Here is a 14,460-nt window from a genome sequence, read left to right as displayed (position 1 = left end):
TTTATAAAAAAATACTTAAAATTAATAATTTATATAATTTTTACAATCTTGTTTAAAATAATTGCGATTAAATTCAGCAAAATTATCGTTATTTGGCACTTTATAGCACTCTGTATAGTTTTTAGCTTTTAAAATTTTTACATAAAAACTAGGTATAGCGATATTGTTTTTTATGCGTTTTGGATTTTGTTCATAAATGATTAAATTTAAAACTTCAAGTTCTTTGTATTTTTTTGCTAAATACCTTTCTCTTTGTTCGATTTCATTCCAAATTTTAGCGTTGATTTCTTTTTTTTGTGGAGTGATATTGCTCATTAAAAAAGTGCTAAGTTGAGCTTGCTTGGTTGCATTCATGGATTGATTAGGCACAACATGCCCTCTTGTATACCCACTTCTTAAATAATCCTCCCAGTAAGTGCGGTATTTTTTAGCTATGTTTGTATCTTCTGAAAATCTTGGGCGTTTTTTGATATGGCCTTGATTTAAAATTTCAGCTTCTAGTTTATAAGCTATAGCCTTAGTGCCTTTGTAATTATAATCATAACAATTGATATAATAATACTTATCCATAAGCAAAGAGCACTCTTGAAAGTATTTTTTAAAACTAGGGTGCAATTCATATTGTGTATAAGCAAAGGCATTAAACACAAAAAAGCAAAGCAATAAAATTTTTTTCATGCTAAAAGTTTCCTTACCATTTCGTTAAGTCTTTTGCCATCAACACTTGCTCCAAAAGCCATTTTAGCTTCTTTCATTAAAATTCCTTGCTCTTTTAGGGATTGAATTTGCAATTTTTCTATAAGCTTTTTTAATTCATTTTCTAATTCTTCATCGCTTAATTGTTTAGGTAAATATGCACTTAATATAGCTACTTCTTGGAGTTCTTTTTGTGCTAAATCTTCTCTAGCACCTTTGCTAAAAGCTAAAGCTGCTTCGTTTCTTTTTTTGATTTCACTTGCAATGATTTTATAAATTCTTTCATTATCAAGCGTTATTCTCTCATCAACTTCGATTTGTTTAAAACAAGCATTGAGTGTTCTTAAAGTATTTCTTTTAAAGTCGTCTTTACTACGCATAGCTTCTTTTATATCTTCTAAAATTTGATCTTTTAAACTCATTTTTTCTCCTTTAAAATTGGATATTTTTAAAATGTGCTATACACACACCTTCTCTAACACCATCATCAATAACTATCAGTTTTTGTTTGCTAAATAAAGCAAAAAGTATCATTGAACCTGCTATGAGGTATTTTTTTCTATTTTCACCAAGATAAATTTTAGCTTTTTTTTGTTCTAAATTCCAAATTTTTAATGCAAAATTAAAAAAATCTTTTTGGTGAAGTATTTTTCCATTTACGCTTTCTTCTAGATAGTCTTTGTATTTTATGCCTTGTTTGTAAGCACAAAGTGTAGTTGGAACGCCTGAATTTAACACAAAGAAATTTCCTTTTAAATGTTTTTTAATATTTTCAGTGATATTAAAAGCATTTAAAGCAAGCTGTTTTAAATGCATAGGGTAGGGGCTAAGATGAATTTTTAATTTTTTATCTTTAATGATAGAAAGATTTTTTGGATATTTTTTAAAAAGTTTTACATAAGCATTTGGTTTTAAATTTTTAAAATGCATTCTTTCATAAAAACTAATAATGCCAAAATCATAGCTTTTGCTAAAATCATCATTTGAAATTTCGCATGAAGCACCCCCTAAATCACAATAGCTTAAATTTTTTCTAAAAAGACTTAAGCTCTTTAGTCGCTCTTGCATACCCAAAACGCTTAATTTTGCTTCGGTTTTTGCATCGATAATCTTTACTTTGAGTTTGAATTCTTTTTCGATTTTTTCAAAAATGCTATAGCTATTTTTTGCCTTTCTAAAAGCAGCTGTAGCAACTGCCATAGCTTTGCTTAAATCATAATTTTTTTCTTGTAAATTTTTTAAAGCATTAAATAATCTTTGCACCGCTTCATCACTAATTAAATCATTTTGCATATTTTTAGCAGCAGCGATGATAAATTCCTCGCTTTTTAATTTGTTTAAATTCTCATCCATCAAAACAGCTCTTAGGGTATTTGAGCCTATATCAATACCTAGCACTAGCTCTCCTTAAAAAAATAAAGTATAATAGCTAAAAATTTTATAAGGAAAACTTATGCTTTTAGGGGTTAATATCGATCATATTGCGGTTTTAAGAGAAGCTAGAAAAGTAAATGATCCAGATTTATTAGAAGCTGCGATTTTGAGTGCAAATTTAGCTGATCAAATCACTATCCATGTAAGAGAAGATCGTCGCCATGCTAATGAATTTGACTTAGAAAATATTTTAAAATACTGCAAGTGTATAGTAAATCTTGAGTGTTCTATAGATATGATAGAATATGCTATAAAATACAAACCTTCACGCGTTACTTTAGTGCCTGAAAAAAGGCAAGAGCTTACAACAGAAGGCGGGCTTAATCTTGAGAATGAAAAACTAAAAGAAGCCATTAATGCTTTGAAAAAAGAGCAAATTGAGGTTTCTTTGTTTGTTGATCCTAATTTAAAAGACATTGAAAAATCATCTGCTTTAAATGCTGATTTTGTAGAACTTCATACAGGCTTTTATGCTAATGTTTATAATGCTTTATATACTAATATCAATCAAACTCCTTATGCATTGCCTGAATTAATTTTAAGTAAAAATGAACTCAAAAAGCTTTTAGAAAATGAACTACAAAGACTAAAACAAAGTGCAAATTTAGCTAAAAGCTTGAATTTAGAAGTGGCTGCTGGACATGGGCTTAATTATAAAAATGTAAAAAATATCGTAGATATCTTAGAAATCAAAGAGTTAAATATAGGACAAAGTATAGTAGCAAGATCAGTTTTTGTGGGCTTAGAAAAAGCTATATTGCAAATGAAAGCTTTGATTAAAAGATGAAAAAAATTGCTATTAGTATAGGGGATATAAATGGCATAGGCATGCAAATTTTATTAGCTTCTCATGATGAGTTAGTAAAGATTTGCAAGCCGTATTATTTTGTGCATTATGATTTAATCAAAAAAGCAAGCAAACTTTTAAATTTAAAACCAAAAGCTAAAATGAATTTAGTTGAATTTGTAAATTGCGAGCAAGAAAATTTTAGCTTTAAAGAAGAAAAAGAGGATTTTGTAATTTATACTTTTTCTCATAAATTAAATTATGAGTTTGATTATAAATTTGAGTTAAATCCTGCTAATTTAGATGCAAAAAGTGGGATGTATTCTTTTTTAAGTTTTCAAGCAGCTAGTTATTGTGCGTATTTATTTTTAGATGCTTTATTAACCTTGCCTATAAATAAAAAAACTTGGCAAATGGCAGGCATAGAATATAAAGGGCATACTGAGGCTTTGAGGGATTTTTTTAAACAAGATGCTATTATGATGCTTGGTTGTGAAAAACTTTTTGTGGCTTTATATACTGAACATATAGCTTTAAGAGAGGTTTATAAACACATTAAAGCCTTAAAACTAGCTCAATTTTTAATAAATTTTTACAAATGCACTTTGTTTGAAAATATAGGAGTTTTAAGTTTTAATCCCCATGCAAGTGATGATGGGGTTATTGGCGGAGAAGAAGAAATAGAAATAAAAAAAGCCATAAAAATGGCAAATGTATTTTTAAAAGATGAAAATTTATCCTTGCTAAATTTAGAAGATATTTCTTTTTTAAAGCAAAAAGAAGCAGAATTAGCTCATAAAAAAGATGTTTTTTTAAGCCAGCCTTTAGTGGCTGATAGTGCTTTTACACCTTTTTCTTTAAGCAAGTGTAAGTATTTAGTAAGTATGTATCATGATCTTGCTTTAGCACCTTTAAAGGCTTTGTATTTTGATGAGAGTATAAATGTAAGTTTGAATTTACCAATTATCCGCACAAGTGTAGATCATGGAACAGCTTATGATAAAGCTTATAAAAATGAAAATATCAATTTGCAAAGTTATATGCAAGCAGCTAATGCGGCTATAAATTTTGCAAAAATCAAAGAAAAAAATAAGTAAAAGTTATTAAAATGATATTCTCAAAATAAATTCTTAAGGAGAATACTTGAGTAGAGATAATGCTATTGCATTTTTTATTTTTATTGTGAGTGTTTTGTGCTTTTTTGTTTGGGGGTATAATTACATCCCTGATAATTCCATGGTTTTATTTGTTCTTGCAAGTGTTTTTGGAATTTTTATGGCCTTTAATGTAGGCGGAAATGATGTTGCAAATTCTTTTGGAACTAGCGTTGGTGCTAAAACAGTTACCATTAAACAAGCTTTGATTATCGCTGCTGTGTTTGAATTAAGTGGTGCTGTGTTTGCCGGTGGTGAGGTAACTAATACCATTAGAAGCGGTATAGTTGTTTTGCCTGATGGGGTTGATCCTATGGTTTTTGTTTGCGTTATGCTTTCGGCTTTGCTAAGTTCAGGAATTTGGCTTTTTATTGCAAGTAAAAAAGGTTTACCTGTTTCTACAACGCATAGTATTATAGGAGGTATAGTAGGTTCAAGCATTGCTATGGGATTTATGTTTTTTGATAAAGAACAAGCTTTTTCTATGGTAAATTGGAATGGCATTTATAAAATTGCTATGAGTTGGGTGATTTCTCCTTTGCTTGGGGGGATTGTAGCATATTTAATTTATGCTTATATTTATAAAAAGATTTTAAAACCTTCTGAAGAAATTAGTTTAAAAGTGAAAGCAATTAAGGCTGAAAAAAAGACTTTTAAAGAAGAATATTTTTTAAATTTAAAAAATAAAACCCATGAAGAGCAAATCAAAGAATTAAGTGCTATTGTTTTAGATGATGAGGAAAATAAAAGTGCTTATAAGTTAAAAATCAAAGAATTAAAAGAAAAAGAAAAAAGTATTGATGTTTTTTCTAAAATGAAATTTCATGTTCCTTTGATTGCTGCTATTGGGGCTTTGATTATAGCTTCTATGTTTTTATTTAAGGGCTTAAACAATGTTTCTACTTTGGATTTAATGCAAAATTTATGGATAGTTTCTATTATAACTATTTTTGCTTATATAGTAACCTTAGCAGTGGTAAGACTTATGAAAAAAACACAGGTTAATAAAACCATAGAAAAAATATTTTCTTGGTTTCAAATTTTTACTGCTTCAAGTTTTGCTTTTTCACATGGAGCAAATGATATAGCCAACGCTCTTGGGCCTTTTGCTGCGATTTTAGATGTACTTAAAAATAATACCATTAATCCAAATTCCCCTGTGCCTTTTGCTGTAATGCTGATGTTTGGTATAGCTTTAGTGGTAGGACTTTGGTTTTTGGGTAAAGAGGTTATTCAAACCGTTGGTTCAAAACTTGCTGAAATTAAGCCAACTACAGGTTTTAGTGCTGAACTTGGTGCAAGTATTGTTATACTTTTAGCCACTCAACTTGGAATTCCAGTTAGTTCAACGCATATTTTAATCGGTGCTATTTTGGGTATAGGTTTATTTAATAAAGATGCTAAGTGGGCTATGATGAAGCCTATTGGTTTAGCTTGGGTGATTACTTTACCAGTAGCAGGAGTGCTTTCGAGTATTATTTTTATTTTCTTTATTAATTTTTTAGGCTTGTAAAATTAATTTTACAAGCTTTTCTTTTGCTTGCTTTGGATTATCATTATTAAGATAAAAATCAATTTTTTGTGGTTTTTTATATACTCTATCGTAGTATTTTATAAGCATTAAAACACAAGATTTTAAATCATTATTTTCATAATTTTGACAAAGTATTGTTTTAAAATCTTTACTTATATAAGGACTAATTTTTTCTACACATTCGTAAAAATAAGATTTTTCAATATGTGCATAAATTTTTAAAATCCTTTCAACGCGTAAATTTAGAGCACACTCACACCATATTTTTCTACCTTTTTGCATTGCATTATATAAGTTAAGAGGTAGGGTTAAATTTCCTATTTGTCTGCTTTCTGCTTCTATAAAACAAATCTTATAAGAATAATTTTTTAAAAAATAAAACAACTCATCCTCAAATGCTTTTTGGCTAGGTTGCTTGCCATAAATTTTGCCAAAACTTGAACCCTGATGATTAGCCAGCTTTTCTAAATTTAAAGCATAAGGTAAAGAATCAATAAGCTCACTTTTGCCACTTGCTGTATTTCCACAAAGGCATAAAAAATCAATTTTCAATTCTTTTTGAAAAAATGCACTAACATAGCTTCTATATGCTTTATAACCACCTTCTAACCTAACAACTCTATATCCTAATTCAGCTAAAATCAAAGCAATAGCTTTGGATCTTTTTCCGCCTCTAGCACAATAAATTCCAACTAAAGAACCTATTTTATAAGCATTATAAATTGTATTAATATGATAACTCATATTTTTACATATATAGCTTGCACCTTTTATCTTAGCTAAGCCTTTATTTTTCTTATAAAGTGTGCCTATTTCTTCGAATTCATCATCATTCAAAGCATAATAATTTTTAGCATTTTTTATATGAGCATGAGTATATTCTCTAGGGCTTCTTGCGTCTATTAAAAGTTCAAAATCATAAGTTAAAAATTTTTGAAAATCAACTTCTTTATACATATTGTTTAAAGGCTTTATATAAGGTTGTATAAATTTTTCCTAAATCACTCCCACAAACCCTTGTTTGTCCTATAGTAGTGATAAAATTTGTATCACCAGCCCATCTTGGTATTAAATGATAATGACAATGAGGTGCTATACCAGCACCTGCTGCACTGCCTAAATTCATACCTATATTTACACCTTTAGCTTGAAATTCTTGTTTTAAAATTTTTACTCCAATTTGCACAAAATGACTAATTTCAAGCCAAATATCGCTTTCTAAATCTTCTATATTTTCTAAGTGTTTATAGGGAATGATCATAAAATGCCCTGGACTATAGGGGTATTTATTCATAATGCCAAAACATTGTTTAGCTCTAAAAATCACTCCAAGTTTTTCATCTTCGTTTAAATTTTGCACACAATGACAAAATGGGCAAAAATCTTTGTCTTTATTGCTAAAATAAACATCTCTCCAAGGTGCGTATAAATACTCCATGGTTATTCCTTTACATAAGAGTGTAAATTTTGAATACTTTTACTAATAAGAGCTTTATTTTTTGGAATCAAAGGTAGAAGTTTTTCATCTTCAATAAGAAAAATTCTAGCTCCAGCTAAAATAGCATTGTTTATATCTTTTTTACTTTCAACATAAAAAATTGCTTCTAAACCAAGATGTATAGCAAAATTATATAATTTTTTCAATTGTAAAATTTTTAGCATTTTAGGAAAAATAATAAAAGCATCAGCACCATAAACTAAACTTTCTAAAATTTGGTATTCATCAAAAATAAAATCAAATTGTATAAGAGGTTTTTCATGGTAACGCCTAAAAAAACTTAAATTTTGTATATCTTGTTTTTCTAAAGGACTTGTTGGTAAGATAATGCCATCAAAGTCTTTTTTGTTAAAATCTAAATTTTTAGCATAAAATAAAATAGAAAGTTTTTGTTCTAATAAAAGTTTGTAAATGTCTTTAGGGTAAAAAGCATTAGAGGCTAAGCTTCTACCTAGCATATCATAAGAAAATAAGGCTTTCTTTTCTTCAAGAATTTTTTGTGTTTTTAAAAAATATTGTTCTAAATTTATTTTTTCAAACATTTTTTAATAGCCTTTAGATGTGCTTTGCTTTCATCTGAATTTGAAAATTCTTTATCATGTAAAGTTTTTTGTAAAATTTCATAAGCTTTTTTGCAATCTTTTAATTTATAATACCCCCAAGCAAGAGAATCAAGATAATAAAGATTATCAGGTTCTTGTTCTAATGCCCAATTGACTAATTCTATACCTTTTGCAATATCTATATCATAATCAATTAAAGCATAACCATAGTAGTTTTGATACAAAGCATCACTGCGAATATCTACACTTTGTTCAAATTTGCTTAAAATAGAAATTAGTCTTTGTTTATCATCAATTCTTTTACTTTTAGGGTTGGTGTAGATTTCAAATTCTAAAATTCCTGCCATAGCTAGGTATTTTTTGTTTTTACTAAGTTCATAATGTTTAAGAGCTAAATCATAAGCTTTTTTATAATTTTTCGTTTGAGTGTATAGAAAAATTTTTGTATCTGCGTCTATGTTATAATCTTGTGTTATTTTTAAAGCTTGCTCATAATCTTTTTGCTGAATTAAAAGTTCAATGATAGCATAGATGTATTTTATATCATTGTTAAGGGTGTATAATTTTTTAAGGGTATTAATACTTGCTTTATTATCGTTTTGCTCTTGATAAATTTTTAAAAGTAAAGTGCAAGTTTTTAAAGTACATCCAAAATTTTTATTAAAATCTTCTAAAGCAATTTTGGCTTTGTTTATTTCATTATTTCTTATATGAAGTTGGACAATTTTTAGCAATAAATGCTCATAAGCAAATATTTTATACGCTTGATTATACTGCTGCAAGGCTTTATTAAACAAACCTTTTTTTGCATAAATATCACCCAATAATTCATAATTTCTATAATCTTTTTCTTTGTTTATGAGTTTAAACACAAGATCCTCAGCTTTTTGATAGTCTCCTTGTTCAAAAGCATATAAAGCGTGCAATCTTGCAATAGATGTTAAATTTAAAAAATCATCTGATAATTTTAAGAGTTCTTGTTTTTGTTTTAAATCATTGCTTAATGATAAAAATAAAGCTTTTTGCAGATAAACACTTTCATTGCTTTCTTTGAATAAGCTAGTGTAAATATCGCAAGCTTGCTGGAATTGTCCATACTCTTCATAAATAAGTGCTTGTAAGATTTTATCCTCGTTTTTTGCTAAGGCAAGATTAGTTAAAATAAAAAATATAATTAATGAAAACAAACCCCTATGCATTCTTTTTTTAGCTCCTCTTTGTGTGTTTTAAAGTATTCCCAAAATGGAAAGGTTTTGCATTGTTTTGGCCTATACTGATAAATTAAACATTTTTTATACATTGTATCAAAAAAAACACAACGATAACCATTTTCATACTTCACTTCTTTAAGGCTATACTTAAATCCTACTTTTATAAGGTATTGGTTTTTAAAAGCTTCAAAGCTTAAATTTAAAAAATTAGCTATATTCTCTAGCTCTTCTTTGCTAGCATAGATATATCCACTTTCTCCAGTGCAACATCGTCCGCCACATTTTTGACATGCATTTTCATCAAAAGAAAAATCATAGTCTTTTTTATATATCATAACTCATAGTTCCTGTAGTTTTATAAATTTCATCAATTTTTGGATTTAAAATATTTTGATTATACATAAAAAGTGTAGGCATAATTGTGCATGGACTTTTGCTATTTTTTTTAATATGCATTAAAACAATTCTAGCGTTTTTTTGTGTATTAGTATGAACGCATTGAAGCTTTATCAATTTAAGTTTAAATTGTGATAAATAAGAACAAATTTCATCTAAAAAACTAGCATCATAACACATAAAAAAATCACCATTTGGCTTAATCAAAGAATTAACTTTAGCTAGCATTTTTTCAAGAGGCATAAATTCTTGATATCTTGAAATACACAAATGCAAATCTTGACTTTTTTGTGTATTTTTTTTATAAAATGGAGGATTAGAAATTAAAACATCAAATTTAATTTTACTTGTATAATTTAAAAAATTTTCGCAAAAGCTTTGAATCTCAAGGTTGTTTTCTTTGGCGTTTTTGTTAGTAAGATTAATGTTTTGTTCTTGGATATCAAGCAAAAAAACTTTAGTTTTTGGAAATTTTTGCTTTACTAAAAGTCCTAAAATTCCACAACCACAACCTATATCTAAAATATTTCCTTTTAAATTTTGCTGAGATAAAAAGTCAAAAAGTAAAAGACTATCATTATTGTAGCGATAGCCTTTTTTGTTTTGAAAGAGTTTTAGCATTTATAAAGATAATCACAAATTTTAAAAGAATCATTTAAACCAACAACTATAGAAGCTCCATTTTTACTCGCTATATCTCCAGCTACAAATAATCCTTTTACATTACTTTCTTTATTTTCATCAAAGCTTGGCACACCTTTTTCATCTACTTCTATAGAGCATTTTTGTAAAAAATCAAGTGGAGTTGAACCACCAATAGCATAAATTATACGATCATAAATTTCATTTGTATCATTAGTAAAATTTACTTTAGCTTTACCATTTTCATCTTCAATGCTAGTTATATCTATGCCAAGTTTTGCTTTTACGCTACCTTCTTCAAAAGCTTTTTGAATATCACTAAGATTGATATCGTTTAATCTTGAGAAAGTCTCTCTTCTATAGCAAAGCGTCACATCATTATTTTTAGCTAAATCTATAGCATATTCTGCTGCTGAATTTCCACCACCTACAACTAAGATTTTTTCGCCTTGACTTGCTGAGTTTGCATTAAAATTTATAATTTTGGTTAAGGTTATAGGTAAGGTATAACTTGGCTTGTTTGGTTTACCCATTCTACCTATAGCAATTACTGCATTTTTGCAAATATAATTTTCATTTGCAGTGCTAACTATGAAATTTTCTCCATCTTTTTTTACACTTTCAACTTCACTAGAAAGTTTTACTTCAAGATTGTGCTCTTTGATGGCGTTTTGAAAAGTTTCTATAGTGCTTTCTCTAGTTCCATCTTCAAAATTTATATGCCCATAATTTGTGCTATCACAACCCTTATAAGCTTTATCAACTCTTTTACCTTCTTTATAAAATTTCACTAAGGTTTGACAGATTGCATCAGCTTTTTCCAAAACTATAACTTCTTTATTTTTTAACTTAGCCTCTACTCCTGCTGCAATACCCGCAGGACCAGCACCAATAACTACCATATCAAAAACTTTCATTATTTCCCTTTTTTTAAAATATTTTAATGCGTAAATGTAGCAAAAAAATAATAATAAATATCAAATACTAAAAATTATATTAAATTTTTAGCTAAATCCTTAGCCCCTTTTAAATCCACTTTACCAGAACCTAAAAGTGGAATTTGATCTACTTTAAAATATTTGCTTGGCTTGAAAATCGCAGGCATATTGGAATTTTTAATTGCTTCGCAAATTCCTTCAAAATCTTGCTCTTGGCATTCTACCAATAAGCATACCATTTCACCTTTTTTCTCATCTTCTAAAGCTATGGCACAAAATTTCACTACTTCTGTGTTGATAAATTTAGCAATTTCTTCTTCTAAGGCTCCTAAAGATATCATCTCTCCGCCAATTTTTGCAAAACGAGAATAACGATCCACTATATACAAAAAACCATCTTCATCTACATGGCCTTTGTCGCCGGTATTATACCAGCGTATGCCATCGATTTCTTTAATAACTTCATCGGTTTTTTCTTTATTGTTTAAGTAACCTACCATAACTTGATGACCACCAATGAGTATCAATCCATCTTCTTTGTGATTTAAACTTTCATAAGTAGATGGATCTACTATGCGTATAGCACTTCCAGGTAAAGGCATACCCACACTACCTTCTTTATTTGCACGATGCAAAATCCAATAATCAGGATCAAATTTATTTGGTAAATTTACACTTGCAACAGGGGTGGTTTCAGTAGCTCCGTATCCTTCAAAAATAGGCTTTTTAAATTTCATTTCAAAAGCAGATCTTACTTCGCTTTTGAGTTTTTCAGCACCTGAAACGATGATTCTTAAACTTTCAAACATAATCGCATCTAATTTTTTATTTCTTGCATAAATACCTAAAAAAGTTGAAGTAGCACACATAATGCTAACATTATTTTTTACTATGGCTTTTGCAACCCCTAGTGCATCTGTTGGATCAGCATGTGTTACGCTTTTAATCCCTTCTAATAAAGGCATAAAGGTAGTTACGGTTAATCCAAAAGCATGAAAAGGTGGTAAAGAGGACAAAACAACATCTTCATTTTTTGCACACAATACATCTGAAATTTGAGCTATATTGCTTAAGATATTGCGGTTATTTAACATTACTCCTTTTGGCATACCTTCACTACCGCTACTAAATAAAATAGCAGCTATGGCAAGATTTTGTTTATTAGGTGCAAATAGTGCTTTTATTAAACAAGTAGGTAAAATGCTTACTAAAGCAAGCATGGAAAAGATTTTAAGTTTTTGTTTTTTAAAACTTGTGATAATATCTTCCATAAAAAGAAGCCTAATATGAGGTTTAAAATCTAATTTTATACCTTTGCTTTCTAATTTTTCTATAAATTTTCTAGAAGTGTAAATTTGATGAATTTGAGAATTTTCTATGGCTTGGTTGATTGCCTTTGTTCCTGCTGTGAAATTTAGATTAACTACTATTTTATTTGCTAGCAATACACTTAAATTGCAAAGTGAGCTAGCCATGGAAGCAGGAAGTAAAATTCCTACACATTCTTCTTTTGGAGCATAATTTCCTTGGGTTGGTTGGATATTTAGCTCATGTGATTTATTTTTTATAAAAGAACTAAAAACTAAACTTAAAGCAAGCATTTTTCTATAAGTAATACCGCCTATTAAAGGATCAACAATAGCTATTTGACTTAAATTTCTTTTTGCACTATCTATCCAAGCTCTAGCAATAGTATGCATACTTTCGCATTGGGATTTCCAAGCAATGAAAGAAAGTTCAAACACCTTTGCTTTAACAATCTCTTTTTTAGTGTGTATTGGTAAGCTTTTTCCAAAAGCAATAGCGATTTTTCTTTTACTTATTTTACGATTTCTTGCTGAAAATTCTTCATCGCTTCTTGAAAAAGCACTTCCCCAAAGCCCTCTAATGTAAAAAGGTAAAATTACTCCATCTTGATCTTCTAATTTTGAGCAAACTAGTTCAAATCCACCTTTAAATTCATTTAATTGTCCGTGGCGTGAAAGCACACCTTCTGGAAAAAGACAAACTAAATTTCCATTTTTTATATGTATAGCAATAAGTTCTAAGCTTGATTTGCTAGAAGCACTTGAAACTGGAATAACTCCAAATTTATCAAGAAAAATTTTAATATACCATTTAGAATAAATACTTTTTTCCATAACAAAATATATTTTTCTTGGTATAGCCATTTGCACTATGGCCCAATCTATAAAAGATATATGATTACCCAGCAATAATGCTCCGCCTTTTTCAGGGATATTTTCAAACCCTTCTACTAATAAACGATAGCGTTGAAAAAAAGCTACGCTCATTAGCAAACGCACCAATGAAAAAGGTAGTTTAACAAGAACATATAAACTACCAAAAAAGGCTACTAAAATAATAAAATAAAACAAATTAATTACATCAAGTTTAGCATAAGCTGCAAAAGTAGCCAGTGCTAAAAATCCTAACATAAAAATATTTTGTATGAAGTTATTTCCTGCTAAGACTTTTCCTAGTTCATTTTCTTTGGCATGAAATTGTATAAGAGAATTTAATGGTATGATAAAAAATGCTCCACATAAACCAAAAATGAAAAATACTACACTATAGCTTAGTAAGTTTTCTAAAAATGGCATTAAAATACTCATTAGAAAAATTCCTAAAGCTCCTAATGGTATCAGACCTAATTCTATATAGTTTTTAGAAAATTTACCCGCAATAATCGAACCTAAAATCACTCCTATACCAGAAAAAGCTAAAGAGCATTGCACATAAAAGGTATTTTCTATAAAAAGATCATTTTTTGCATATACAGGAAAGATTACTAAATAAAGTTGTGATATGGCCCAAAACAATGAAATTCCAACAATACAAAGCCAAATGATTTTATGTGAAAAAATTGTATTTAAATTTGAGGCTAAAAGTTTTCCTTGAAAATATTGTTTTTTATCAAAGCTTAAATTTTTATCTTCTTCTTTTAAATTTGGAAGTTTGTAAGTTAAATAAAGCTCTAACAAAGCAAAAGCGATTAATATAAAACCCAAAGGTGCAATTTGCTGTAAAATATCAGCTTGAGTGTTAAAATTTGATTCAAAAAGTATTTCAAAGCTTAAAGAAAATACAGCCATACCCGCTAAAATAGCTACTATGCTTACTGCATTTACTGCACCATTTCCCATAGCTAAAAGCTCTTTTCCTACTAGTTCTTTTATATAACCATATTTTGCAGGTGAGTATAAAGCAGATTGCACTCCCATAATAAAAGTCATAATAAATGCAAGCCAAAATGCTCCAAGATAATAGCACAAGCAAATAATACAAGTTAATATTACTGAAAAATATGCAGATATTTTCATGATTTTATTTTTTGGAAATTTATCTGCTAAAAATCCAGAAGGTGAAAGCATCAATATAAAAGGTAAAAGCATTAAAGCATTTACAATAGCACTTAATAAAAGTTGAGTATTATCTTCATAAAATTTATAAATGGTATTTTGTATGATGATTTTGTGTCCTAAATCTACAAAAGCATTTATAAAAGCTATTGTTAAAAAAGGCAATATGCCAAAAATCTTTAAAAAATTTCTTTGCATTAAAAACTCCGTTTAAATTTAAAAATAATATTTTATTATAAAAAAAT

The 14,460-nt window shown here is 28.5% G+C and carries 14 protein-coding genes; 3 read left to right on the top strand and 11 right to left on the bottom strand.

What is annotated here, in order from left to right:
- Window positions 1–21 precede the first annotated feature (21 nt).
- Genes CPEL_RS05230 through CPEL_RS05220 form a run of 3 tightly spaced genes read right to left on the bottom strand, consistent with a single transcriptional unit; the run spans window position 22 to window position 2,094 of the window.
- Complete coding sequence (locus CPEL_RS05230; RefSeq protein WP_044598886.1) at window positions 22–678, bottom strand: DNA/RNA endonuclease G; 657 nt, start codon at window positions 676–678, stop codon at window positions 22–24.
- Window positions 675–1,118, bottom strand: a complete 444-nt coding sequence (locus CPEL_RS05225; protein ID WP_044598885.1) for a GatB/YqeY domain-containing protein — start codon at window positions 1,116–1,118, stop codon at window positions 675–677. Before CPEL_RS05225 ends, CPEL_RS05230 begins: the two co-directional genes overlap by 4 nt.
- Window positions 1,119–1,128: 10 nt before the next feature.
- Window positions 1,129–2,094: an exopolyphosphatase, Ppx/GppA family gene (locus tag CPEL_RS05220; protein ID WP_044598884.1), complete on the bottom strand. Its 966-nt coding sequence runs from the start codon at window positions 2,092–2,094 to the stop codon at window positions 1,129–1,131.
- A gap of 55 nt (window positions 2,095–2,149) precedes the next feature.
- Between CPEL_RS05220 and CPEL_RS05215 the strand changes: the two genes are divergently transcribed.
- Genes CPEL_RS05215 through CPEL_RS05205 form a run of 3 tightly spaced genes read left to right on the top strand, consistent with a single transcriptional unit; the run spans window position 2,150 to window position 5,584 of the window.
- Window positions 2,150–2,917, top strand: coding sequence for a pyridoxine 5'-phosphate synthase (locus CPEL_RS05215; RefSeq protein WP_044598883.1), 768 nt, complete (start codon window positions 2,150–2,152; stop codon window positions 2,915–2,917).
- A complete protein-coding gene (gene pdxA, locus CPEL_RS05210; RefSeq protein WP_044598882.1) occupies window positions 2,914–4,014 on the top strand; it encodes a 4-hydroxythreonine-4-phosphate dehydrogenase in 1,101 nt (366 codons plus the stop codon). The genes CPEL_RS05215 and pdxA overlap by 4 nt, the downstream gene beginning before the upstream one ends.
- A 46-nt stretch (window positions 4,015–4,060) precedes the next feature.
- A complete protein-coding gene (locus CPEL_RS05205) occupies window positions 4,061–5,584 on the top strand; it encodes an inorganic phosphate transporter (RefSeq protein WP_044598881.1) in 1,524 nt (507 codons plus the stop codon).
- Here the strand turns inward: CPEL_RS05205 and mnmH are convergent.
- The 8 genes from mnmH to CPEL_RS05165 form a co-directional block, all read right to left on the bottom strand.
- Window positions 5,573–6,562, bottom strand: coding sequence for a tRNA 2-selenouridine(34) synthase MnmH (gene mnmH / locus CPEL_RS05200; RefSeq protein ID WP_044598880.1), 990 nt, complete (start codon window positions 6,560–6,562; stop codon window positions 5,573–5,575). The two genes, CPEL_RS05205 and mnmH, sit on opposite strands and share 12 nt — an antisense overlap.
- The gene (locus CPEL_RS05195) at window positions 6,555–7,043 is read right to left on the bottom strand and encodes an HIT family hydrolase, FHIT branch (protein WP_044598879.1); all 489 of its coding nucleotides are present in this window, start codon (window positions 7,041–7,043) and stop codon (window positions 6,555–6,557) included. Before CPEL_RS05195 ends, mnmH begins: the two co-directional genes overlap by 8 nt.
- Before the next feature lie 2 nt (window positions 7,044–7,045).
- A complete protein-coding gene (locus CPEL_RS05190; protein ID WP_049984586.1) occupies window positions 7,046–7,645 on the bottom strand; it encodes a beta/alpha barrel domain-containing protein in 600 nt (199 codons plus the stop codon).
- Entirely contained in the window at window positions 7,630–8,865 is a 1,236-nt protein-coding gene (locus tag CPEL_RS05185) for a tetratricopeptide repeat protein (RefSeq protein WP_049984585.1), read from the bottom strand. Before CPEL_RS05185 ends, CPEL_RS05190 begins: the two co-directional genes overlap by 16 nt.
- The gene (locus CPEL_RS05180) at window positions 8,841–9,212 is read right to left on the bottom strand and encodes a YkgJ family cysteine cluster protein (RefSeq protein ID WP_044598878.1); all 372 of its coding nucleotides are present in this window, start codon (window positions 9,210–9,212) and stop codon (window positions 8,841–8,843) included. The genes CPEL_RS05185 and CPEL_RS05180 overlap by 25 nt, the downstream gene beginning before the upstream one ends.
- A complete protein-coding gene (locus CPEL_RS05175) occupies window positions 9,202–9,894 on the bottom strand; it encodes a tRNA1(Val) (adenine(37)-N6)-methyltransferase (RefSeq protein WP_044598877.1) in 693 nt (230 codons plus the stop codon). Before CPEL_RS05175 ends, CPEL_RS05180 begins: the two co-directional genes overlap by 11 nt.
- A complete protein-coding gene (locus tag CPEL_RS05170) occupies window positions 9,888–10,832 on the bottom strand; it encodes an NAD(P)-binding domain-containing protein (RefSeq protein WP_044598876.1) in 945 nt (314 codons plus the stop codon). The genes CPEL_RS05175 and CPEL_RS05170 overlap by 7 nt, the downstream gene beginning before the upstream one ends.
- Window positions 10,833–10,906: 74 nt before the next feature.
- Window positions 10,907–14,413, bottom strand: coding sequence for a 2-acylglycerophosphoethanolamine acyltransferase / acyl-acyl carrier protein synthetase (locus CPEL_RS05165; RefSeq protein WP_044598875.1), 3,507 nt, complete (start codon window positions 14,411–14,413; stop codon window positions 10,907–10,909).
- Window positions 14,414–14,460: the final 47 nt, after the last annotated feature.

The sequence above is a fragment of the Campylobacter peloridis LMG 23910 genome (genome assembly GCF_000816785.1).
In the GTDB taxonomy this organism is placed as follows: Bacteria; Campylobacterota; Campylobacteria; order Campylobacterales; family Campylobacteraceae; genus Campylobacter_D; species Campylobacter_D peloridis.
Note: the sequence above shows the minus strand (reverse complement) of the source record. Positions and strands in the feature narration are given on the sequence as shown.

What these genes read in the sequence shown, in the direction of transcription:
- CPEL_RS05230 (WP_044598886.1), bottom strand. Translation starts at nt 678, where the DNA reads ATGAAAAAAATTTTATTGCTTTGCTTTTTTGTGTTTAATGCCTTTGCT.
- CPEL_RS05225 (WP_044598885.1), bottom strand. Translation starts at nt 1,118, where the DNA reads ATGAGTTTAAAAGATCAAATTTTAGAAGATATAAAAGAAGCTATGCGT.
- CPEL_RS05215 (WP_044598883.1), top strand. Translation starts at nt 2,150, where the DNA reads ATGCTTTTAGGGGTTAATATCGATCATATTGCGGTTTTAAGAGAAGCT.
- pdxA (WP_044598882.1), top strand. Translation starts at nt 2,914, where the DNA reads ATGAAAAAAATTGCTATTAGTATAGGGGATATAAATGGCATAGGCATG.
- mnmH (WP_044598880.1), bottom strand. Translation starts at nt 6,562, where the DNA reads ATGTATAAAGAAGTTGATTTTCAAAAATTTTTAACTTATGATTTTGAA.
- CPEL_RS05195 (WP_044598879.1), bottom strand. Translation starts at nt 7,043, where the DNA reads ATGGAGTATTTATACGCACCTTGGAGAGATGTTTATTTTAGCAATAAA.
- CPEL_RS05190 (WP_049984586.1), bottom strand. Translation starts at nt 7,645, where the DNA reads ATGTTTGAAAAAATAAATTTAGAACAATATTTTTTAAAAACACAAAAA.
- CPEL_RS05185 (WP_049984585.1), bottom strand. Translation starts at nt 8,865, where the DNA reads ATGCATAGGGGTTTGTTTTCATTAATTATATTTTTTATTTTAACTAAT.
- CPEL_RS05180 (WP_044598878.1), bottom strand. Translation starts at nt 9,212, where the DNA reads ATGATATATAAAAAAGACTATGATTTTTCTTTTGATGAAAATGCATGT.
- CPEL_RS05175 (WP_044598877.1), bottom strand. Translation starts at nt 9,894, where the DNA reads ATGCTAAAACTCTTTCAAAACAAAAAAGGCTATCGCTACAATAATGAT.
- CPEL_RS05170 (WP_044598876.1), bottom strand. Translation starts at nt 10,832, where the DNA reads ATGAAAGTTTTTGATATGGTAGTTATTGGTGCTGGTCCTGCGGGTATT.
- CPEL_RS05165 (WP_044598875.1), bottom strand. Translation starts at nt 14,413, where the DNA reads ATGCAAAGAAATTTTTTAAAGATTTTTGGCATATTGCCTTTTTTAACA.